Annotated in this window: 28 protein-coding genes and 1 pseudogene; 17 read left to right on the plus strand and 12 right to left on the minus strand. The window is 64.4% G+C overall.

Features of this window, described 5'->3' with window-relative positions; all coding sequences use genetic code 11:
• Positions 1-9 precede the first annotated feature (9 nt).
• Complete coding sequence (locus Har1131_RS12555; RefSeq protein WP_008310038.1) at positions 10-489, minus strand: N-acetyltransferase; 480 nt, start codon at positions 487-489, stop codon at positions 10-12.
• A gap of 112 nt (positions 490-601) precedes the next feature.
• Between Har1131_RS12555 and Har1131_RS12560 the strand changes: the two genes are divergently transcribed.
• Positions 602-1696, plus strand: coding sequence for a DoxX family protein (locus tag Har1131_RS12560; RefSeq protein WP_050037777.1), 1095 nt, complete (start codon positions 602-604; stop codon positions 1694-1696).
• Positions 1697-1718: 22 nt separating this feature from the next.
• On the opposite strand, the gene Har1131_RS12565 is transcribed toward Har1131_RS12560, so the two are convergent.
• Positions 1719-2150, minus strand: a complete 432-nt coding sequence (locus Har1131_RS12565; protein ID WP_023843188.1) for a type IV pilin — start codon at positions 2148-2150, stop codon at positions 1719-1721.
• A 90-nt stretch (positions 2151-2240) separates the two neighbouring features.
• Here Har1131_RS12565 and Har1131_RS12570 point away from each other — a divergent pair, with 90 nt between their 5' ends.
• Both Har1131_RS12570 and Har1131_RS12575 read left to right on the plus strand, forming a co-directional pair.
• The gene (locus tag Har1131_RS12570; protein ID WP_064288437.1) at positions 2241-3092 is read left to right on the plus strand and encodes a translation initiation factor eIF-2B; all 852 of its coding nucleotides are present in this window, start codon (positions 2241-2243) and stop codon (positions 3090-3092) included.
• A gap of 174 nt (positions 3093-3266) precedes the next feature.
• The gene (locus Har1131_RS12575; protein WP_014039935.1) at positions 3267-3488 is read left to right on the plus strand and encodes a hypothetical protein; all 222 of its coding nucleotides are present in this window, start codon (positions 3267-3269) and stop codon (positions 3486-3488) included.
• Positions 3489-3501: 13 nt separating this feature from the next.
• Here Har1131_RS12575 and Har1131_RS12580 read toward each other — a convergent pair whose 3' ends face one another.
• Positions 3502-3696, minus strand: a complete 195-nt coding sequence (locus Har1131_RS12580) for a hypothetical protein (protein ID WP_014039934.1) — start codon at positions 3694-3696, stop codon at positions 3502-3504.
• A 125-nt stretch (positions 3697-3821) separates the two neighbouring features.
• A complete protein-coding gene (locus Har1131_RS12585; RefSeq protein ID WP_050037775.1) occupies positions 3822-4556 on the minus strand; it encodes a proteasome assembly chaperone family protein in 735 nt (244 codons plus the stop codon).
• A 158-nt stretch (positions 4557-4714) separates the two neighbouring features.
• Between Har1131_RS12585 and Har1131_RS12590 the strand changes: the two genes are divergently transcribed.
• On the plus strand, positions 4715-5764 hold the full coding sequence (locus Har1131_RS12590) for a mechanosensitive ion channel family protein (RefSeq protein WP_050037774.1): 1050 nt from the start codon (positions 4715-4717) through the stop codon (positions 5762-5764).
• Here the strand turns inward: Har1131_RS12590 and Har1131_RS12595 are convergent.
• Together Har1131_RS12595 and Har1131_RS12600 are read right to left on the minus strand one after the other, a co-directional pair.
• Entirely contained in the window at positions 5734-6180 is a 447-nt protein-coding gene (locus tag Har1131_RS12595) for a universal stress protein (protein ID WP_014039931.1), read from the minus strand. The two genes, Har1131_RS12590 and Har1131_RS12595, sit on opposite strands and share 31 nt — an antisense overlap.
• A gap of 32 nt (positions 6181-6212) precedes the next feature.
• Complete coding sequence (locus Har1131_RS12600; RefSeq protein WP_050037773.1) at positions 6213-7571, minus strand: bifunctional UDP-sugar hydrolase/5'-nucleotidase; 1359 nt, start codon at positions 7569-7571, stop codon at positions 6213-6215.
• Positions 7572-7643: 72 nt separating this feature from the next.
• Between Har1131_RS12600 and Har1131_RS12605 the strand changes: the two genes are divergently transcribed.
• The 7 genes and pseudogenes from Har1131_RS12605 (at position 7644) to Har1131_RS12635 (ending at position 11463) form a co-directional block, all read left to right on the plus strand.
• A complete protein-coding gene (locus tag Har1131_RS12605) occupies positions 7644-7883 on the plus strand; it encodes a DUF5816 domain-containing protein (protein ID WP_014039929.1) in 240 nt (79 codons plus the stop codon).
• Positions 7884-8007: 124 nt separating this feature from the next.
• Entirely contained in the window at positions 8008-8340 is a 333-nt protein-coding gene (locus Har1131_RS12610; RefSeq protein WP_050006866.1) for a hypothetical protein, read from the plus strand.
• A 24-nt stretch (positions 8341-8364) separates the two neighbouring features.
• Entirely contained in the window at positions 8365-8898 is a 534-nt protein-coding gene (locus Har1131_RS12615) for a mechanosensitive ion channel domain-containing protein (protein ID WP_151146693.1), read from the plus strand.
• Positions 8899-8964: 66 nt separating this feature from the next.
• Positions 8965-9878, plus strand: a pseudogene (locus Har1131_RS22710) (metal-dependent hydrolase).
• A 60-nt stretch (positions 9879-9938) separates the two neighbouring features.
• Positions 9939-10559 (plus strand): hypothetical protein, encoded by a 621-nt coding sequence (locus Har1131_RS12625; RefSeq protein WP_050037770.1) that lies wholly within the window; start codon positions 9939-9941, stop codon positions 10557-10559.
• Positions 10556-11215: a hypothetical protein gene (locus tag Har1131_RS12630; RefSeq protein ID WP_014039924.1), complete on the plus strand. Its 660-nt coding sequence runs from the start codon at positions 10556-10558 to the stop codon at positions 11213-11215. The genes Har1131_RS12625 and Har1131_RS12630 overlap by 4 nt, the downstream gene beginning before the upstream one ends.
• 47 nt (positions 11216-11262) lie before the next feature.
• Positions 11263-11463: a dodecin gene (locus tag Har1131_RS12635; RefSeq protein ID WP_004593332.1), complete on the plus strand. Its 201-nt coding sequence runs from the start codon at positions 11263-11265 to the stop codon at positions 11461-11463.
• On the opposite strand, the gene Har1131_RS12640 is transcribed toward Har1131_RS12635, so the two are convergent.
• Positions 11464-11838 carry an iron-sulfur cluster assembly accessory protein gene (locus Har1131_RS12640; RefSeq protein ID WP_004516609.1) on the minus strand — a complete coding sequence of 125 codons (375 nt, stop codon included), beginning with the start codon at positions 11836-11838 and terminating at the stop codon, positions 11464-11466.
• A gap of 100 nt (positions 11839-11938) precedes the next feature.
• Positions 11939-13210, minus strand: a complete 1272-nt coding sequence (gene hisD / locus Har1131_RS12645; RefSeq protein WP_151146696.1) for a histidinol dehydrogenase — start codon at positions 13208-13210, stop codon at positions 11939-11941.
• A gap of 211 nt (positions 13211-13421) precedes the next feature.
• Between hisD and Har1131_RS12650 the strand changes: the two genes are divergently transcribed.
• Positions 13422-14348: a hypothetical protein gene (locus Har1131_RS12650; RefSeq protein WP_151146699.1), complete on the plus strand. Its 927-nt coding sequence runs from the start codon at positions 13422-13424 to the stop codon at positions 14346-14348.
• 29 nt (positions 14349-14377) lie between these two features.
• Here Har1131_RS12650 and Har1131_RS12655 read toward each other — a convergent pair whose 3' ends face one another.
• Both Har1131_RS12655 and Har1131_RS12660 read right to left on the minus strand, forming a co-directional pair.
• The gene (locus Har1131_RS12655; RefSeq protein ID WP_050037767.1) at positions 14378-15559 is read right to left on the minus strand and encodes a redox-regulated ATPase YchF; all 1182 of its coding nucleotides are present in this window, start codon (positions 15557-15559) and stop codon (positions 14378-14380) included.
• A gap of 47 nt (positions 15560-15606) precedes the next feature.
• On the minus strand, positions 15607-16716 hold the full coding sequence (locus Har1131_RS12660; RefSeq protein ID WP_151146702.1) for a Gfo/Idh/MocA family protein: 1110 nt from the start codon (positions 16714-16716) through the stop codon (positions 15607-15609).
• 102 nt (positions 16717-16818) lie between these two features.
• Here Har1131_RS12660 and Har1131_RS12665 point away from each other — a divergent pair, with 102 nt between their 5' ends.
• Positions 16819-17199 (plus strand): cyclic nucleotide-binding/CBS domain-containing protein, encoded by a 381-nt coding sequence (locus tag Har1131_RS12665; protein ID WP_004962786.1) that lies wholly within the window; start codon positions 16819-16821, stop codon positions 17197-17199.
• Between the two features lie 31 nt (positions 17200-17230).
• On the opposite strand, the gene Har1131_RS12670 is transcribed toward Har1131_RS12665, so the two are convergent.
• On the minus strand, positions 17231-17944 hold the full coding sequence (locus Har1131_RS12670; protein WP_050037765.1) for a TIGR00266 family protein: 714 nt from the start codon (positions 17942-17944) through the stop codon (positions 17231-17233).
• A gap of 94 nt (positions 17945-18038) precedes the next feature.
• Positions 18039-19007: a sugar phosphate isomerase/epimerase gene (locus Har1131_RS12675; protein ID WP_151146705.1), complete on the minus strand. Its 969-nt coding sequence runs from the start codon at positions 19005-19007 to the stop codon at positions 18039-18041.
• Between the two features lie 145 nt (positions 19008-19152).
• Between Har1131_RS12675 and Har1131_RS12680 the strand changes: the two genes are divergently transcribed.
• From Har1131_RS12680 to Har1131_RS12695, 4 genes are all read left to right on the plus strand, one after another.
• On the plus strand, positions 19153-20025 hold the full coding sequence (locus Har1131_RS12680) for a 3-hydroxyacyl-CoA dehydrogenase family protein (RefSeq protein WP_050037763.1): 873 nt from the start codon (positions 19153-19155) through the stop codon (positions 20023-20025).
• Positions 20022-20621, plus strand: a complete 600-nt coding sequence (locus Har1131_RS12685; RefSeq protein WP_014039916.1) for a hypothetical protein — start codon at positions 20022-20024, stop codon at positions 20619-20621. The genes Har1131_RS12680 and Har1131_RS12685 overlap by 4 nt, the downstream gene beginning before the upstream one ends.
• A 72-nt stretch (positions 20622-20693) precedes the next feature.
• On the plus strand, positions 20694-20873 hold the full coding sequence (locus Har1131_RS12690) for an HVO_2753 family zinc finger protein (protein ID WP_004516620.1): 180 nt from the start codon (positions 20694-20696) through the stop codon (positions 20871-20873).
• A gap of 2 nt (positions 20874-20875) precedes the next feature.
• Complete coding sequence (locus tag Har1131_RS12695; protein ID WP_004593354.1) at positions 20876-21142, plus strand: elongation factor 1-beta; 267 nt, start codon at positions 20876-20878, stop codon at positions 21140-21142.
• The last annotated feature ends 72 nt before the right edge of the window (positions 21143-21214 follow it).

The following is a 21214-nucleotide window of genomic DNA, read 5'->3' on the forward strand; positions in this document are numbered from 1 at the left end:
AGCGTTCGCTTAGCTACGCAGGAACTTCGACAGTTTGTCCGTAATCGAGTCCTCGCCGAGCTTGAGGTAGTAGGCGTCGCCGCCGTCCTCGTAGTAGTTGTCGATGCGCCGCCGGATCTCGAAGCCGATGTGTTTGTAGAAGCCGATAGCCTCCCGATTCGTCGCCCGGGCGTGGCAGGTCACGCTGCCGTAGTCCTCGGCGACGCGGGCGACGAGTCGCTTGCCGAAGCCGTGGCCCCTGTACTCGTCGTCGACTGCGAGAAAGAGAATGTAGCCGTCGCGTCGAACCGCGGCGAAGCCGATGAGGCGGTCCTTGGACCGGTCGATGTAGAGATAGGTGGTCGACCGTCGGTAGGCGTCGCGAAAGAACCCCCGCCGCTGTCGCAGGACCCCGTCGGATTCGCGGATGTTTTCCTTGAGCCGCCACGCCGCGTCGACGTGTTCGTCGTCCCCGCGTTCGACGATCTGTGTCTCGATGTTGACGCTCACTGCCGTATAAGTAGTGGAGGCGTAGATATAATTCCACCGCCTACAGAGGTGGGCTGTCGAACCGGCAGGGAACGAACGAAGGATTAGGTAGCTAGCCCACGAATTGTCAGGCATGAAGACGCGTATCCCGAGTCTCGCCGGAACTGTCGCGCTCGTTCTCACTCTCTTTTCGCGACCCGCGGCGGCGCACGTCGACTACGTGACCGGGGGGCCGGGGGAGGCCCTCGACGCGGTGGCGTTTGCGATATCCGTGCTGTCGAACCCGGTGAACGCGGCCGTTTTCGTCATCTCGGGCGTGGCCGTGACCGTCGGACTCGCGACGTACCTCTGGGTTCGGCCGACGATTGCGGACATCGTCATCCTCCGGGACGTACTCGTCGGCTACGCGGACCTCGTCCCGTGGATGCTCCGACTCAGCGTGGGGCTGCCGCTCGTCGGCGCTGGCTTCCAGGGATACCTGTTCGCTCCCACAGTAACGTTTGACCCGACCACGAACCCGCTCGTCCGTGCCCTGTTTATCGGGCTGGGGTTCACACTCCTGTTCGGGCTCGCGACCCGTATCGTCACGACTATCGGGCTATTGACTTACGGGTGGGCACTGACCGTCGACCCAGGCGTCGTTCTCGCTATGGAGTACGTCCCGGCCTTTCTGGCACTGTTGATTCTGGGCGGTGGTCGCCCGAGCGCCGACCACATGCTCCAGCAGGTCGCCAGCACCGACGGGACCTACTACGGCCGTGTCGACCCGGTCCACTATCTCAAGGGCTTTCTCGACTCGGCGACGGCACCGTACCGCGAGTACGTCCCGGTCATCGTCCGGGTCGGCATGGGTGTGACGTTCATCTACCTCGGACTGTTCCAGAAACTCGCCGACCCCGGCCAGGCGCTCCTGGTCGTCGAAAAGTACGACCTCACCGCCGTCGTCCCCGTCGACCCCGGGATGTGGGTGCTCGGGGCCGGCCTGACCGAGATGCTGGTCGGTCTGGTCTTGATCTTCGGGTTCATGACTCGTGGGGCCGCGGCCGTCTCCTTTGTCCTGTTCACCACGACGCTGTTCGGCCTGCCTGACGACCCGGTACTCGCACACATCACGCTGTTCGGAATGGCCTCGGCGGTGTTTACGATGGGTGCCGGGCCGCTCTCCTTCGACGACTGGTTCGGTCGGCCAGCACAGAGCGACCGTGAGACCGTCGCTTCGGCGGACTGACTGGTCTACAGCAGTACCGCCGTCAGTTCGCGCCGTCCCACTGGTCTAGCTGGGTCCGGTTCCCGCTCGCGTTGTGGTATATCGTAATCGTGTCCCGGGCACCCACCCGCCGCTCGTAGGCGTTCCCGCTGCTTAACTGTGCGATATCGCCCCGGCCAATCATCGCGTCGGGCTCCCGGTTCGCCACCTGCGCCCAGGTGACCGTTCTGCTCGGCCCTTCGAATTCGACGTTCCCCGCCTCGAACTCGTCGCCGCGAGCGTGTGTGACGATGAGCAGTTCGTTGTCCTCGACGTAGTCGTAGCTGAAATTCGCCTGCGGGCCACCGCTGTCGTCGTCCTCGATGACGAGGACGTTCAGCCCGACGATAGCCGTCACGAGTAGTGTCAGTCCGATGAGTACGGCGACGCCGATGCCCTCTGTCATTCCGGCTGTGTCAGTGCTGAACCGTCCCATGACCGTCTATCACCCCTAATGTGAGACGGCGTTAAATGCTGTTCGACGGCGAGGGGAAGACACATATCGGTTCAACTCACAGCCACCGGTATGATAGACGAGACTGTCGAGGAGATCTCGGAGATGCAGACCCACAGTTCCTCCGTGGTCGCAGTCAAAGCCGCCCAGGCGCTCCGGGACCTGACTGACAGGGAGTACCCGACGGTCGAGGACTACCTCCGCTCGCTCGACCGGAACAGCAGCGCCCTCCGGCGGGCGAACCCCTCCCATGCCTCCCTCCATACCACTCAGCACAAAATCGTGACCACTGTCTCGGATGCGGACCCCGACGATGTGGCGACTGCCAAGGAACTGACTACCGAGGCTATCGACGACGTTGTCGAGTCGGTGGAGTCGTCGAAAGACCGCGCCGCTGCACGCGCCGTGTCGGAGATCGCTGACGACGACGTGCTGTTGACCCACGACTTCTCCTCGACGGTCCTTGCGGCCATCGACGACGCCATCGAGGCCGGCCACAGCTTCGAGGTGTACGTGACGGAGTCGCGACCACGCTTCCTCGGTCGAAAGATGACCCGCCACCTCTCTGACCGAGACGGCGTCGACGTCACGCTCATCGTCGACAGCGCCGCCGGGCACTTCATGCCAGAGGTCGACCGCGTGCTCGTCGGCATGGACTGCATCGTCGACGACACGCTGTACAACCGCATCGGCACCTATCCGATTGCGACGGCGGCGGCGGACAACGACGTGCCGGTGACGGTCGTCGGGGCCGCCGCGAAGTACGTCGACGGGGCCTTCGCCTTCGAAAACGAGATCCGGTCACCATCTGAGGTACTCCGGGAACCCGCGGAGGGGTTCGAGGTCGCAAACCCGGCCTACGACGCCACGCCGACGCACCTGCTTGATACGGTCGTCACTGACGACGGAATCCACGAGTACTGATACTGTCGGCTGTAAGTCTGTGAAGAATTTCGCCACCCGGGGTGGCGAATATCTTAAAATAGTCACAGCCAACAGTATGAGGCGGACTACTGTTTTCCGCATCCGGCAAGGCGAGTCCCCGGCAACGGAAATCGGGGTCGAAGGTTCTTGTTGCTGGCAGTGAAGAAGCCACGTATGGACGACACTGCCCTCCTCCGCCAGACGATCCGTCGGTGTACCGCCGTACTCGTTGCAACGCTCGCCACCCTTGGAGTGAGTCTGCAGAGTTCTTCAGAAGCGGGTTTCTTGCTCATACTGGCCGTCGTCTCAGTGGTGTATCTCGTCGTTGAGTTCATCAAAGTGAATCCGCCCGCTGAGAGTCTTGACGGCTCCTCGTCTACAGAGGATGAGGAGTAATTACGTAGTGGTCCTACCGCTGTTGGACGACGGTGTCACAGTCCGGACACCGGAGCTGTAGACTGTGTTCCGTTGCTTCGGCTGTCCAGTCGCCCGTTACTGCGCTCTCGTGGCCGCAGTTGGGGCAAAACAGCGATGTCTTGGACCGCGTCTGTGGCGGTGGGTCTGAGTCGACCGCGCTAGTCGTATAGATTTCGGTGGAGGTCATCAAGGAAAGGAACGCGCTGTACGCTGAAAAAGGTGTCGGCGAAATGTTTTATTGTTCACGCACAATGTGGAATTGATATAGTTTTAATCCATGGGAATATGGACGAACGTTCCAAATTTTAGCAATTACATATACATTCGGTCATCCGGAAGTAGGTCGGTATCGGCAGCGTCCAGCCGTTCTGCGAGTGCCTGATAGTGGGCTTCGATATTCGCGGCAAAGGCCTCCAGCGGGCCGGTGTCGATCTGGATTGCATGGGTCTCTTTCAGCGCGGTGAGCAGTCTGATCGCGGCCGCGGCGTCGGGCGCTTGCGGATGCGTCGGCGTCGTGAACACGCCTGTCGGAAACGACTCATCGATACCTCGGGTGACAAGCTCCGCACTCAATCCGTCGAGGAACCCGTTCCCCATCGGTCTGATGGCGGTGTCGTCGAGATACGTTTCCTGGTACGCCGGCGTTGCGATGTAGAATGGGGCGTGGTCGTCCGGGCCGTGTGCGATGGGGACACCGGTGAGCATCGTCATGTTCGAAGCGTCCAGTTTTTGCCCAGCCGTCACGATTGCCTCAGCGAGCGACCCAGCCTGGGCCGGCGGCACGAACCGCTCACCGACTAAGACGGCAAACGATGCTGCTTCGTCGACATACAGCCGCGTGTGATGTCTCGGCGTTCCGTTCTCGAATGGGGTGATGAACGGCGGTTCCGGCGTCCGCAGATGGCCGACTTCGCGCATCGAATGCTGGTCGGCGAGATAATCGACGGCTGTGAGGCCGGCCAGACCGTACTCCGAGACGCCGACTGCCAGCGTATCGACCGGTGGTCGGTCGTCCGAGAGGACCACCGAGATGTCATCGGAAGACATGTTTTTTCAGACGGGCCGCGCGGGGTAATACTGTCGGCTGTACGTCTGTGAAGAATTTCGCCACCTCGGGGTAGCGGATGTCTTGAAATAGTTACAGCTGACAGTATAAGTAGTTCGGGAGGGGAACCCTTTTCTCGGGGCGGTGTCGATTCCATGGCATGCGTTTTGGCCCTGTCTGGCCCTTGCAGACACCCACTCCGACACCGACCGAAACCGCGACCGAAGTGGCTACCGACATCGGTGGGCTGTTGCCCTTCGATATTCCGATGTGGGTGGTGAACATCGGGGAGTCCCTGATCGTCGTCGGGCTGGCAATCGTCGTTTCAAGGCTTCTCGTCCGCCTACTCGGGCGACGTGTCGCCCAGCAGTTCCGGCGGCCAAGTCTCACCCGAACGGCACTGCGCGGCATCCGTGCCAGTGTGTATATCTTCGCGTTGTTGACCATTCTGAACATCTACGGCTTGCGGCTAACGGATATCGGTCTGTCCGTCGCTATCTTCTCGGCCGTGGTTGGTGTCGTGCTCGCCCCGATCCTCGGCAGTTACATCTCCGGCATGTTCCTGCTGGCCGACCAGCCCTACGAGATCGGTGATATGATCGAACTCGCCGACACTGGCCAGCGAGGCTTCGTCGAGGACATCACGCTCAGACACACGAAGATGTTCACGCTCGACAATACGTTTCTCGTCATCCCCAACGGGGAGATCCGCCAGCGGGACGTTATCAATTACTCGGCGGAGGACTCACGGACACGGCTGTCACTCGACGTCCTAGTCACGTACGAGAGTGACATCGCCGCCGCGCGGACCCTCATCGAAGCGGCGGCTCGGGAAGTTGACAACGTTATCTCCGGCGGGCCGGACATCCGCGTCGGCGCGGCTCGATACCCCGCCTCGCCGACTGTGTACATCAACAACTTCGCAGACCACGGCGTGTTGCTGACGCTCCGGTACTGGGTGACTGAACCGTACAAACTGCTCGCCGCACGTTCGAGGGTCCAGACGAACGTCTGGCGACGGCTCGAAGACGCAAACGTCGAAATCGCCTACCCGCACTCGCACCTGTACTTCGACGACACCAGCGGGGAGATGAACGTCTCACTCAACGACGGACTGAGCGGACTGAACAACGGTGGCCGGAGCCACACGGCCACTGGTGACTCTCCCGTCCCGCCGCGTCAGGACCCCGACGACCTCGCCGACGAGTGACGGCTAGACGGGGTATCCGGCTCGACGGTGACGATTTCGCAGTCGAGTTCCTCGCGAAGGAACTGTTCGACATCGGGGTCGTCAACCAACCGACGGATCATCTGTCGCCAGCGACTCGCCTGTTTGCTCCCGATGACGACAATGTCGGCGTCCTGTGCGGCGACCTCATCGAGAATCGTCTCTTCGACGAGCATCCCCGACCGGACGACGTACCGCGTCCGCGGGACGTGGCCGAACGACTGCTCGACGGCACGTTTGAGTTCCGTCCGGTCGACCCGGTGGCTGTTCTGGTAGAGATTAACGTGTAAGACGGTGAGGTCCGCGTCCTCCTCGTCGGCGATCTGAATGGCCTCCGCAAGCGTGGCTCGGGAGTTCTCCGAGAGCGGGTATCTGACTGGGACGACGACCTGTGGCATCGGCGAGATGTACCGTGCCGAGGTTTAAATCGCTAGCGACGAGTGAGTCGCCCGTCGACGGTCGGGGCGATATCCGTCTGGCGGACGTAATCGGCCAGCGCCTCGTACTGCACGTCGGCGACGCTGACACGGTGGGACTCGGTCAGGACCGGGAACTCCCGCTCAGTGTAGTAGAGGTAGTTGCTCGTCGCGAGCGTGTACGTCTCGGCCTCGCGGACCGGTCGCCCGTCCACCCGCAGTCGCTCGATAGTCTGCGTGTCGTCGTTCCAGATCAGTTCGACGCCGCTGAGGTGGGCGTGCCACCAGTCCGGTTCTCCGAACTCGACCTGTCTCCCGCTGCCCTGTCGACACAGCGTCCGGAGTTCCGAACCCGTCAGTTCAGCGACTGTCAGGGGTTCCTCGAAGGGGACGACCGAGACCATATCGCCGACCGTCAGCGCCCCGTCCAGCGGGACCGTGTCGTTCCGGAGGCCGCCGCTGTTCTGGAGGCCCACGTCCGCGCCCGTCGCCCATCGGTACGCGTCCGCGACGAGGTTGCCGAGGCGGCACTCGCCGCCGTAGGTCGTCGCCCTGCTCCGGTCCAGCGGTTCCTCGACGTGCCCGACGACCTCGTCGAGTCCTGCCGCAGAGAGTCTGTCCTCGATAGCCTCCGCGACGCGGTCGTCGATGGGACCGTCGGCAGTCTCGCGGAACTGCGCAGTCGGTTCCGGCCCACCGAGGTCGACCTCGACGACGGTCTTGCCGTTGGCTCCCGGTCTGGTGAGCAGCGTGCCGGCGACGCGGTCGATGCGGCGCTCGTGGACGTGCCCGCCGAGAATGGCGTCCACGTCGCAGGTGCGGGCCAGTTCCTCGTCGGTCCGGCCTAGATGTGAGAGCACGACAATAACGTCGGCCCCGTCCACTCGAAGCGCGGTGGCCGCCTCGGCGACGGCTTCGAGCGGGTCCGTGAACGTCAGCGTCGTCGCCTGTGGATTAGCTGCGGCCGTGTCGGGGTCGGTCACGCCGACGAAGCCGAGCTGTTTCCCGTCGACGGTCCGGCTCGCCCACGGCCGGGTCAGTCGTCGGGCGAACCGCTCGCCGTCCTGTTCGACGTTCGCAGTCAGCCACGTCTGGGGCGACCTGGCGATGATGTCCCGCGTCGCGTCGAGCCCGTGGTCGAAGTCGTGGTTGCCAAGCGTCTCGAACGCGGGTGTCAGCGCAGTAAAGAGGTCCAGCGACTGCTCGCCATCGGTGACCAGCGATAGCACCCCCGGACCGGTGTTGTCCCCAGTGCCGACCACCAGCGCATCCGGGCCGTCAGCGGCGGCCACTGTCCCCGCAAATCGCCCGATTCGCTCGGGTGTATCGTACGCTTTCTCCACGTCGGAGTACTGGATGATCCGGGGACTCACACCCACAGTTCAGGGGAACCAGTCATTAATGGTTTCCGCAGTGATTTAGCCGCTGGCCCGTCATGCGTACGTATGGACGCACTCGAAGGTCCCGACGGCGAGACGCTGTACGTCGACAGGAGCGACGGCGACATCGGCACGAAAGGCGCGTTTCACGTCGTCTACCGCGACGCCGACCGCGAGCGTCGCTGGGGCTACTTCTGTAGCAACTGTGAGACGTTCAACAACGCGATGGACTCGATGGGCCGCATCCGCTGTAACGACTGCTCGAACCTCCGCAAGGCTGAGGAGTGGGACGCGGCCCACGAGTAACAGTCGGGTCCGGGTGACAGACCCGTGCTGTTCCGCGTTTTTCGACGGCTGTGTCGCCGGCCGAACTGTCAGCCACATAGCTAGTGGGAACGTTTATCAGATAGCCGGTGGTACTGACTCTCAGATGGGGGCCGTTACCACATCACTCGACGAGCAGGCCCGGTCGATATTCGACGACCTCGGATACACCGTGTCGCGCACTGGCACCGAACTGCGAGCGGAACGCGACTGGCGCGTCGTCACTGTCTCAGTGCTCGACTCGCAGGACCCGATACCCGAGAGCGGCGACTTGCGCTGTTTCGTCACACGAACGGGCGAGGCAACGCACCTCAGCCGCCGTCTCACTCGACGAGACGTATCCTATGACTGGGCTGTCATCGGTATTACCGAGGACGGTGACTACGAGGTGGTCCGTCACCCCGGCGACACAACAATGTCGGCTGACGCCAACACTTAGGGGGCTCTCCGTCCACCATCCGGCGTGCAAGTCGGTGTCATCAATCGAGCGCTCGAACAGCTAGTCACGAACGTCGTCGACGCGCTCCCGCGTCTCATAACTGGGTTCGTCTTTCTCGTAATCGCCGCAGTGGGAATCAAAGCCATCATGGTCGTCGTACGGGCGGTTCTGAAGCGGTCGCTGCCCGGCGAGTCACCCGTCTATCGACAGTTTCTCGGGGTCATCGTGCTCGTGTTCCTGTGGTTCGGCGTGGCGCTCTCCTTCCTCTCTATCGTCGGCCTGACCGTCATCGCCGCGTCGCTGGGCACGGCGACCGGCTTCCTCGCGCTCGGCGTCTCCTACGCGCTCTCGGAGATGATCAAGGACGCCGTCGCCGGCGTCTACCTCCTCCGCGACCCCGACTTCAACCCCGGCGACACCATCAAAACCGGCGACACCACCGGCGAGGTGGCCGCCATCGAACTCCGGAAGACGCGGTTCCGGGTCGACGGTGACACTGTCGTCAGGGCCAATGCGGCCATCGAAGAACGCTGGACGAAAGTCGATTCCGGGTCCTGAGCGGGCCGAGTCCCGCGCTATCCCGTCACACATGGAGTTTAAGAGTATTGCCGTCGTACTCGGCGTATGTTCGTCGGGCACGCGCTGTTCGCGTTCGCCCTCGGAGGCCTCGCCGCGTGGTGGCTTGGACTCTCCCGCGAGCGTGCGGTCCAGTTGGGCGTCATCGCTGGCCTGTTCGCCGCGGTTCCCGACGTCGACATCGTCTACGCCCCCTTCGGGCTGCTCGTCGGGGCCGCCGAGAATCTGACGGCGGACGGCTTCTGGGAGACCGCGAACGTCGTCCACCGCGGGCCGACGCACTCGCTCCTGCTGGGGCGGCACTCGCTGTCGCGGCCGGTCTCTGGGCGACCGAATCACGGCCCGCCCGAATTGCATCGCTGGCAATCGGCGTCGCAGCGACTGTTCTCACAGGCGTACTCAGCGGTCCCATCGCGGGACTCGTGATGCTCGTGTTCGTCCTGGCCGTGCTCGGTGTCGCCACGGTCGCACAGTCCCGCGATATCAGCCCCCAAACGGTGGCCGGGCTGGCCCTACTTGGACTGCTCACCCACCCGTTCGGTGACCTCTTCACTGGCGGCCCGCCCCCGTTCTTCTACCCCTTCGACGTGACCCTCGTCGCCGAGCGGGTGATACTCCACCCCGACCCGACCACGCACCTCCTGGCGGCGTTCGCTATCGAACTGGCGACGGTCTGGCTCGCCGTGTGGACCTACGTCCACCTCCGTGGATACACGCTGACCGAACTCGTCCGCCCCCGGGCAGCGCTGGGAATCGGCTACGGGGCGGCCGTCCTGTTCTTGCCCGCACCGACGCTCGAACGGTCGGCGCACTTCGTGTTCAGCGTCCTCGCACTGGGCGTCGTCGGAGCGCCGACCCGGCCGTTCAGTGACGGCGTCGACTGGCTGGAGACCGTCGTGACGGGGCTGGCGGCGGTGACCATCGCTGCGCTCGCGTATGCCATGGCGTATGGGGCTATCTGAACAGCCCACGCCGCCGGCATCGGTCGATAGGGTTTTTCGAGTCGCGGCTCACCTGACACTATGAGCCGAGACGTAGCGCGGTTGCTCCGGGACAGGCGCGTCAACGCCCTCGCGGCGTGGTGCATCGTCGCCATGCTCGCCGCCGTTTCTGTGACGAGTGCTGTTCAGGCCGACGTGCTGTGGGCCGGGTTCGCGGCTGCCGTCGCGGCACTGGCGCTGTTTCCGCCGGTTCTATTGCGTAACCGGGACGCCATGCTCCCCTGGGAAATCCTCCTGTTGGCGGCGTCGCCCGTCGTTGGCCGTCTGTTTGCGACGCTCTCGCTGACCGGTAATCTCGCGACCTACCTCTCGGTCGCCGCCATCGCGCTCATCCTCGCCGTCGAACTCCAGCTCTTTACCCCCGTCCGGATGACGCCCCGGTTCGCCGTCGTCTTCGTCGCCATCACCACGATGGCCACCGCCGGCGTCTGGGCGGTCGTCCGCTGGGTGGCCGACCAGTTCTTCGGGACCACCTTCATCCTCGATCCGACGGTGTCAGAACACGCCATCGAGGAAGCGGTGATGTGGGAGTTCGTCGCGTCGACCATCGCCGGTATCGGCGCTGGCGTGGTTTTCGCGTACTACGTCCGACAGCAGGCCGGGACCAGTCGCGTCCCCGAGGAGGTCCAGCCGGACGTATGAAGGTCCGTGACCGCCTCCGAATCAGTCCGGCGACACAACAACTGCTCTCGCGAGCCCTGTCACTCGCACTCATCGGGCTCCTGGCGGTCGGTATCGAGCGGGGCAACGTCGGCATCATCGTCAATTCGGGCGTCGCAATCCTCGTCACACAACTCCCGGCGCTGCTGGAACGGGACTACGGCATCACGCTCGACCCCGCGCTGACGCTGTGGATTACGTCGGCGGCGTTCTTTCACGCACTCGGAACTGTCGGGTTGCCTGGGTCCGAAGAGAACTTCTACGTCACCATCTGGTGGTGGGACCACTTCACCCACGCCCTCTCGTCGTCGGTCGTCGCCGCGGTCGGATACACGACGGTCCGTGCGCTCGACGAGCACACCGACGAGATATCGATTCCCTCGCGGTTCATGTTCGTGTTCCTCCTCCTGTTCGTGATGGCCTTCGGCGTGCTCTGGGAGGTCATCGAGTTCTCGATTACGCTCGCCGCGTCGGCGACCGGGAACGACACGATTCTGACACAGTTCGGTCTCAGCGACACGATGCTCGACCTCGTGTTCGACGCTATCGGTGCCATCATCGTGGCAATCTGGGGGACCGCACACCTCACCGGCGTGGTCGGTCACGTCGAGACGTTGCTCGACCGGCAGTCTCAGTGACCTGTCCGTACTTTTATGACATGGACGTGTGAATCAATCTCACGCATATGGTTTTCAAGAAAATCACGCTGATCGGGACCAGTTCGGAAAGCTTCGACAAAGCCGCTGACGACGCCATCGAACGCGCGGAGGCGACACTTGACAATCTCAAGTGGGTCGAGGTGGAGGAACTCGGCGTCGAGATCGCCGGCGTCGAGGGCCGCGAGTACCAGGCCGAAGTCGTCGTGGCGTTCGAACTCGAAGAGTAGCTACGTCCGGAAGGACTCGCCACAACCGCATTCGCTGACCACGTTCGGGTTCTGGACGTGGAACCCGGCCCCCTGCAGGCCGCCCTCGTAGTCCAGTACCGACCCCTCGATGTAGTCGATGCTGGCGTCGTCGACGAACACGCGGAGCCCGTTTCGCTCGAACACTTCGTCGTCTTCCTCAGGTGCGTGTTCGAATCGCATCCCGTAGGAGAGTCCGGCACAGCCGCCCTGCTGGACGTACAGGCGAAGCCCGGATTCTTCGACGTCCATTCCCTCGCTTTCGAGGAGGTCCAGTGCCTCGCCCGCTGCCTGCTCGGTGACGGCTACGTCCTCGCCTCCGAGGTTCGGATCGCCGTCGTCCGCTGTGCTGCTCATACACTTACGTGGACGCCCGAACGTGTTAACAGTGACGCCGATAGGACCGCTCGGAGGGATACGTCCTGAGTTGACCTGCGAGAAAGTCCCAGGAACCGCTTTACTCCTCGAACCGTTTGCGGACGCTCTCGGCGTGGGCTTCCAGCCCTTCGGCTTCGGCGAGAGTCGTGATCGTGTCCGAAATATCGCTCAGCGAGTCCTCCGAGAGGCGCTGGACAGTCGTCGACCGGACGAACGTGTCTACGGAGAGACCGCCGGTGACCCGCGCGTTGCCGCCGGTCGGCAAGACGTGGTTCGTCCCGGTCGCGTAGTCGCCGGCTGCAACGGGGCTGTACGGGCCGAGGAACACGGACCCGGCGGAGGGAATCCGTTCGAGGAGCGATTCGTCGTCAGCGGCCTGAATCGAGAGGTGTTCGGCGGCGTACTCCTCGGCGAAGAGGACGGCTTCGCTCATCGAACGAGCGAGGAGGACGCCAGATGCGTCGTTGTCCAGTGCGGCGCGGATGACTGCCTCGCGCTCCCGGCCGTCAGCCTGCTCGTCAACGGCATCGACGACCTGCTCGGCGAGGTCCGCGTCGTCGGTGACGGCGACGACAGAGGCGTTCTCGTCGTGTTCGGCCTGTGCGACGAGGTCTGCCGCGACCAGTTCCGGGTCCGCGTCGCCGTCGGCGACGACCATAACTTCGGAGGGGCCGGCCAAGAAGTCGATTGCCACGTCGCCACGGACCTCGGCCTTCGCTGCTGTGACCCAGCGGTTGCCGGGGCCGACGACGATATCCGTCGCGCTGACGGTTTCGGTCCCGTAGGCCAGTGCTGCGATGGCCTGTGCGCCGCCGACCTGATAGACGGCGTCAGCACCGGCGACGTGGATAGCGGCCAGCGTTACGGGGTTGACCTCCTCGGCTGGCGGGGTAGCGACGGCGACGTGCTCGACGCCAGCGACCTTCGCCGGGATGACGCCCATCAGCACGCTGGAGGGGTAGGCCGCCGTGCCACCGGGGGCGTACACCCCAGCGCTGTCGAGCGGGCGGAATCGGCGGCCCAGTTCACGCCCCTCGAAGTCGTCGCGCCAGTCCTCGGGGACCTGTCGCTCGTGGAACGCGCGGATGTTCGCCGCGGCGTCTTCGATGGCCTCGCGCACGTCGTCGTCAATTTCCTCGTAGGCTCGCTCTGCGGCGTCGGTGATGTCGATGTTGCCCACCGACACATCGTCGAATTCTTCGGCGAAGCGCCGCAGCGCCACGTCGCCCTCCTCGTGGACCTGCGAGACAATATCGCGTACATCATCTCTAACAGCGTCGACACCGGCGTCGCGGTCGAAGAAAGCGGCCCGTTCGTCGGGACCAAGGTCAGCTATCGTCCGTACGTTCATACGCCTGATTCGGGACGGGGCAAAAAACGGGTTTCCCTTCGTCGGCCGGCAACGGCAATAGAGCGGAGTGCGGGAGAGAGGGACCGATTCGTCGGGCAAGAGTGACTTCAGAATCAGAGGCTGTCGGGACGCACATGCCTGTCGCGAATGTTCGACTCACTGTCAGTCGCTCTCTCGTCACCGTTTTCCGGTACTCGGGCCTACACAGACTATGGCTTCAGTCGACGACCATCGTCGCCGGACAACCGACCTCCCTCCGGCGACGACCGAATATTTCGCCCCCGAACTAGCGACTATTGATAGCTATCTCGAAACGGTCCCGCCAACTATCGACACGGCGGCCGGCGACGCCGCAGTCGGCCCGATACACACGCTCCCGTGGTTCTACGTGGCCGACCTGACTGGCTGGCGCGGCAGTACGCTCGCCCGACTGCTAGCCGCAGAGCAGGGCGCGGCCTGCTACGAACTCTCCGCCGGCGCTGCGGACGCGCTTCCGGCCCTGTGGTCTCTCATCGACGAGAGCGGCGACGGTCCCGTCGTGCTCCATCTGGAACTCCAGGGCGAAGGCGGGCGGATTGTACGCACGCTTCGGGAGGCACTCCGGCGCGGCTACGAACACAGCCCAGACGGCTGGGACGAGCCGGTGCGCGGCGAGCCGGCGAACCTCCACGTCGTCTTCACCGATACGACCCCCTCGAAGCGGCTGGCAGTACCACTGCCCGCCGCGACCACGCCGACCACCGGCGCGGTCCTCTCGTATGCGCCCCGCCGGAGCATGCTCCCGGAGCGGCCCGACGGGACGACGATGCTCTCGGACCCGCCGGCGCTCCACGACCGCGAGGCCGAACTGGAGCAGTTCCTGCTGGCTGCCCTCGACGAATGCGGCGACGACGACGCGAGACAGCAGTACGTCGACCGCGCCGTCGAAGTTCTGTCGATCACCCACTCGCTCATCGGCAAGCGCGACCTCCTGTTCGACGTGTCGCCGCGGCTGGCGCTGAAGTACGGAAATCTGCTGGACGAGCTTTCGGTCGCGGCAGCGACGGACCGGCTCGGCCGGGACGTACTCGGGCAGGTGCCACAGAGCCCCGGCAGCGAGGATATTCGGGCGACGTTGCGGGACCTGCTGCCAGAGTAAAGCGAGAGAGCAGTCGTGGGCTAGACCCCTCAGTTCGCGTCGCTGACGATTTTGATGACCGCTCCCTCCTCAAGTTCCGTCTCATCGCTGATGCGCCGGTTCTCGCGGGCGTCGACGGCGTGGATGTAGCCGTCGCCGATGTCGGAGTGGACGGCGTAGGCGAGGTCTTTGGGCGTTGCGCCCTGGCGCAGCAGGAACGCGTCGGGGAGGACGTTCTCCTGGCCGTCGGTCCAGTGCGTTTCGTTCTGGACGGGGTAGGCCGTCAGATGGTTGAGCAGATCGTAGACGGCGGTGTCAAGGGAGCCCTGGACGCCGGTGCCGCCGTACTCCTCCATGACGCCGCGGATGCGGTTCAGCCCCTCGCGTTGCTGGTCGCTCACGTCGCCGACAATGTCGAAGTCCGGGTCGCCCGGGTCGTAGTCGATGACGCCAGCCTGTGCGGCGTTGCGCAACGCGAGTTCGCCGTCGGCGGTCGCGGGCACGACCACGTCGGCGGCTTCCTGCAGGGCTTCGATGTTTCCCTCCGGAGCGATATCGGCCTTGTTCGCGACGACGACGAGCGGCTTCGTCCGCTGGCGTATCTCTGTCGCCAGTGCTTCGCGGTGCTCGTCGGTCCAGGCGATGGGGTCCTCGGGGTACTCCAGGTCCCGCAGGGTGCGGGCCACGTCGAGTTCAGAGGCCCCGACGCCGGCCAGCATGTCCACGAGCGACTCGTCGAGCTTGAAATCCGGCGAGCGGGACTGGCGTTCGATGGACTCCCAGTTTCGCTTGACGATGCTGGCGAGCCACAGGTCCATCTCCGCCTCGACGAAGTGCACGTCCTCGACGGGGTCGTGCTCGCCGACCTCGACCGGTTCGCCCTCGGCGTCGGTCCCGCCGGAGGCGTCGACGACGTTGAGAATTACGTCGGCGGTCGACAGCTCGTCGAGGAACTGGTTGCCGAGGCCGCGGCCCTCGTGTGCGCCGGGGACGAGGCCGGCCACGTCGATGAGCTCCACCGGGACGTAGCGCTTGCCGTCCCGGCAGTTATCGTCACCACAGCGTTCCTCCCGGTCGAGACAGGGGCAGTCCGTTCGGACGTGGCTGACGCCGCGGTTGGCGTCGATGGTCGTGAACGGGTAGTTTCCGACGTCGACGTCGGCCATCGTGGCCGCCTTGTAGAAAGTAGACTTGCCGGCGTTCGGCTTCCCGGCCAGCGCGATAGAGAGCATGGCAGGACCTACCAGTGGCCGCCGAAAGGGGGTTTCGGTTCGCGGCCCTACAGGCTGACCCGCTCGCCGCGGTCGTCACTTTGTTCGATGGCGTCGAGGACTCGCTGTGCGGCGAGGCCGTCGGCGAAGGACGGCTCCTGTTGCCTGCCATCGGCCACGGCTGAGAGGAACTCGTAATTCTCGTGGACGAACGTGTGCTCCCAGCCGATGACGTGGCCGGGGGGCCACCAGTGGTCGACGTAGGGGTCATCCTCGTCGGTGATAAGCACCTGCTGGAAGCCGCGGTCACCCTCGGTGAGCACCTGCAGTTCGTTCAGCCGTTCGAGGTCGAACTTGATTGCGCCCTTCGACCCCTCGATTTCGACGGTGTGGGCGTTCTTGTGGCCGTTGGCGACGCGAGACGCCTCCAGCGTTCCCATCGCGCCGTTCTCGAACGCGATCTGGGCGCTGTAGGCGTCGTCGACGGTCACCGGGCGCGTCTCGTCGCTCCCTTCTACGGGGCGTTCTTCGGTAAACGTCCGGAGGTGACCGCTCACGTCCGTTATCTCGCCGGCGGCGTCGCCGAGCAGGAACCGGGCTAGATCGACCGTGTGCGACCCGAGGTCGCCGAGCGCCCCGCTGCCAGCCATCTCCTCGTCGTTGCGCCAGGACCACGGCGCGTCGGGATCGACCAGCCAGTCCTGGAGGTACTGCCCGCGGAAGTGGTGAATCTCGCCGAGTTCGCCGTCGGCGATGAGCCCCTTCGCGTACTGGATGGCCGGGACGAAGCGGTAGTTGAACGCCGCGCCCGCGGGCACGCTGGCGTCCGCGGCGGTCTCGGCCATTTCTTCGGCCATATCGAGCGTGGGCGCGAGCGGTTTCTCACAGAACGTCGGCGTCCCGGCCTCCAGCGCTGCGATAGACGGTTCGGCGTGGACGTGGTTCGGGCCGAGATTGTAAAACACGTCCACCTCGTCGACGACGTCCTGCCAGTCGGTCGCGGTCCGGTCGAAGCCGAACTGGTCGGCCGCGTCGGCCAGCGCGTCCTCGTCGCGGCCGACGAGCACGTCCTTGTTGACGGCGGGCGCTTCGGGGAAGAACATGGGCAGGCGGTCCAGCGCGTTTGCGTGGGCCTTGCCCATGAAGCGGTAGCCGAGCATACCGATATCGAGGGTCATAGCCGGCTGTTCACTCGGAGCCGAAATAACGCTCATGGTGACGGCAGGGCAGCGGGCCGCCCCGAGGGAAAAGCCAAAACCGGATGCCCGTGTTGATACTCCATGGCCACTGAAACGACCGTTCGTATCGAGGATATCATGTCGACGCCGTTAGAGACGATTTCTGCCGACGAAACCGTCAAAGCGGCCGCGACGCAGATGCAAGCGCAGAACATCAACGGCATCTTCGTGCCGGGGGCAGAGGCGGGTATCATCACCACCACCGACATCGTTGATGCCGTCGCAAGCGGGAAGGACCTCTCGTCGGCGACCGTCGGCGACGTGATGACGTCGCCAGTCGAGCGGGTGACGACCTCTCTCGAACTCGGCGAGGCCGCAGCGATGATGACGACCTACGACATCAAGCACCTCCCCGTCATCGACGAGCATCAGGACTACGTCGGCATGGTGTCGTCGACGGATATCACGCAAGCACTCTCCTGAACGCGGCTGTTCTCCAGCGGACTTCCGACAGTCAGATGAAGTCGTCAAGACCGGACGCATCACCGTCGTTGTCACCCGTTCCGGGCAGCGCGTCAGCGATAGCCGAGGTAAACGAGCCGAGGCCGCGCGTCTGATACCAGACCGTTCCGGGGCCGGTGAAATCCATCACGAGGCCCTCGCCGCTGAGCAGCGTCGACTTCAGCCCGCCGACGCGGTGGGCGTCAAAGTTGACTGACTCCTCCCAGGCGACGACGTGGTCGTTGTCGATTGTGTAGGACTCGCCGGCGTCGAGTTCGACGGTTTCCAGCCCGCCGAAGGCCTCGATGAGGACGTTTCCGGTCCCTTTCAGCGCCAGCGGCGTGATGCTCGCGCCGGCCAGCATCGACTTGATGCCGCCGAACTCCGAATCGATGTCGATATCCGGGTCGGCTGCGAGGAACGCCCCGTCGACGGCGTACAGCGTCTCGCCAGTGAGTTCGTGATGGTGTACGTCGCCCGGTGTCGGCGGCGCGAGGGTCAGGGTGCCCGAACCGCCCTGCGCGGTGAACTCGTTCGCCAGGAGCGACTCACCGCCGAGCATCGACTTCGCGGAGCTGAGGAGGCCGTCCCGGCTGGTCGTCGTCTCGATCTCGATGGTCGGCGAGTGGCTGACCATCGCGCCAGGTTCCGCGAGTATCGATTCGCCGCTGTCGAGCGCAACGCGGACGTGCGTGTACGAGGGCTTGTGTGTGAGTTCGATGTCCATGAAGTGTCACTGGATACGGTAGTCCAGTCGTAGTGTCACACAGACACTATATAAGCGTAAGTGCCAGAAACGGTCGTGCTGGTGGCCGTATCGGCTACTCCGCCCAGTAGGCGTCGCCGGGCTGGGTCTCGAAGACGGCGCGGTCGAGCACGTCGACGGCCTTCTCCAGTCCCTCGCGTGCGCTAGTGAGTGAGTCCTCGTGTTCGATGGAGAGCGCACCGTCGTAGCCGACCATCCGCAGCGTCGACACCACATCCTTCCAGTGGGATTCGCCGTGACCATAGCCGATAGAGCGGAACAGCCACGACCGGTCCGCTTCGTCTGTGTACGGCGCGGTGTCTAGCACGCCCTTCTCCCGGGCGTTTGACTCGTACACCTTCGTGTCCTTGGCGTGGAAGTGGTGGATGGCGTCGTGCTCGCCGAGCAGGCGGATGGCCTCGGTCACATCGATGCCCTGCCAGTATAGATGCGACGGGTCGAAGTTCGCGCCGATTCGGTCGTTCGTCCGCCTGCGGAGTTCGAGCAGCCCGCGGGGTTCGTACACCAGCATATTGGGATGCATCTCGATGGCGATGTCCACGTCGTGTGCGCCGGCGTGGGCCGCGAGGTCCGACCAGTACTCGTCGGCGACGCGCCACTGGTACTCGTGGGCGTCGGCGTGTTCGGTCGGCCACGGCGCGGTGATCCAGTTCGGCACCTCGTCGTTCGGGCCGCCGGCAGGCAGGCCAGAGAACCCCGTAACGGTGTTCACGTCGAGCTGGTCGGCCAGCCGGATCGCTTCCCGGAGTTCCCGGTCGGCCTCGGCGGCCTGGTCGTCGTCGGGATGGAGCGGATTGTTGTGGGTCGCCAGCGCGCTCACCCGAAGGTCGTGCTCGTCGAGCAGGTCGTGCAGTTCGGCCTGTTTGTCCTCGTTGTCGAGATACGCTTGCCTGTCGAGGTGGTCGTCGCCGGGCCAGCCACCACAGCCCAGTTCGACCGCATCAACGCCCAGGTCGCCGAGGTACGCCAGCGCCTCGTCAAGCGACTGTCCGCCCAGTGGAACCGTCAGTACACCGATATCCATGGCCGGCGATACAACCGGTGTTGTAAAAAAACGTACCGCCGGCCCCACGGCCCACCTGTCTGGTCAGCAAGCGACACGGACCGGAGACGGGACCATGACAGACGGTGGCGTAAAGGCTTAACCCGGAGCGTACAGTGGTTTAGTCATGATTGTGGCCGTACTCGGTACCGGACGACGAGGGCGGGATATCGCACAGCGATGTGTCCGTGCGGGCCACGAGGTACGTCTACGGGGGACGGATGCGACGGACGTGATGGACCGCGTCGACGAGATCCGGCACGCACTCAACGGGGATGTTTCGGCCGGTATCGACGGAACCACGGGACTCGAAAGCGCCGTCAGCGGCAGCGGTATCGTCATCGACGCGACCGACGGTGGGACGGACAGCCACCGAGAAGTGGTCGCCGAAACTGAGACGATGGTCGAGGATGAGACGCTCATCGCCGTCAGCGACACGTCGATGTCGGTGACCGCAGTCGCGACCGGCCTGCGGAGCCCGAACCGGGCCGTCGGCCTCAACCTCGCTGACCCGCCGGACGGCGCTATTGTCGAGGTGGTCATCGCCGAACAGACGACGGCGGCGACCCGCGACCGAGTCACCGACTTCGTCGAGAGCCTGGACGCGTCGCCGGTCGTCGTCCGCGACACGCCGGGATTTGCCGCGCTACGCCTCGAACTCGCTACCATTGCCGAAGCTGTTCGGATGGTCGAGGACGGCGTCGCGGGGATTCGAGATATCGACCGCACGTTCGAGCGTGGCGATTCAGACCGCGACGGGCCACTCGTCCGGGCCGACCGCCACGGGCTGGAAACAGTGCTAACCGCGCTCGAAGACCTCGCCGACCGGCTCGACGAGCGGTTCGAACCACCAGCGTTGCTCCGCCGGAAGGTCGAGGACGGACAGCGAGGCGCTGTCGCCGGCGAGGGGTTCTACGTCTGGGAAGACGGTACCCCGACGGCCGGTGCCGAACCGGACCCGGACGTCCCAACGCGAGATAGCGAGCCCGAGTTCAGATGAGCCAGTCGAACCGCCCTCCGGTCGAACCGGATGGAGATGACGACGAATTTGCGGCCCTGTTCGACGAACTTCAGGAGCTGGAACAGCTCGTCGACTCCGAAGACGAGCGACGGCAGGTCCGGGACGCGATGCGCGCGGCCGCGGATTCCCAGGACCACGAGCCAGCGACCTTCGGCCGGGTCGTCTGGGGCTTCGGCCGGTCCGACCTCGCGGAGGCGCTGCTCGGCTCGCTGCTGTTCGGGATTCCCATGGCTGTCGAGGGCGGGACAGTCGACGCCGGGCTACACATCGCCCAGCACCCGCTGTATCTCGCCGCGACAGTCGCTATCGCTGTCGGGCTAGTCATCTCCATTCTGTACGTGGCCGAGTTTCAGGACGTTCGGGTGGCGAACCCGATTTTCGGATTCATCCCGCGGCGACTCGTCGGCGTCACCGGGACGGCACTCGTCGTCTCCGTCGCGCTGCTTACTGGCTGGGGGCTGGTCGAGTGGTCGACCGAGCCTGCGGTCGTCTACGAGTCGGCCTGCATCTGTGCCGTGGCGTTCGTCCCCATGGCAATCGGCGCTGCGCTCGGGGACATCCTGCCCGGGAACTAGGGCCATGGCAGTCACTCGCGGTGGCGGTCGCGTTTGGCAATCGTTAAAAGCCGCGGTCGGATACGGAGTGGTATGAGCGAGAGCCAACAGAAACAGGCGCGCAAGTGCGTCTCGTGTGGCATCAACATCGCCGGCACGAACGCCGCCGCGTTCAAGTGCCCGGACTGTGGACAGCAGATCTACCGCTGTGCCACCTGCCGGAAGCAGAGCAACCTCTACAAATGCCCGGACTGCGGCTTCATGGGGCCATAACAATGGGGAAAGTAGCAGCCAAGATCAAGGTCATGCCGGAAAGCCCCGAAGTCGACCTCGACGACCTGCAGGAGCGTCTCGAGGGCGTGCTTCCGGAAGGAACGAAGATCAACGGGTTCGAGCGCGAGGACGTCGCGTTCGGCCTCGTCGCGCTGACGCCGACAGTCATCGTCCCTGACGACACCGGCGGGACGGAAGCCGTCGAAGAGGCCTTTGCGAACGTCGATGACGTCGAGTCGGTCTCCGTCGAGAGCACCGGCCGCCTGTAATCGACTCACCGCTGTAGTTTTCCACTCGGGTCTGTAGCGACTGCAAGAGCGTGACCAGCGACGGTCGCGGAA

Source organism: Haloarcula sp. CBA1131 (assembly GCF_008728975.1).
Lineage (GTDB): Archaea > Halobacteriota > Halobacteria > Halobacteriales > Haloarculaceae > Haloarcula > Haloarcula hispanica.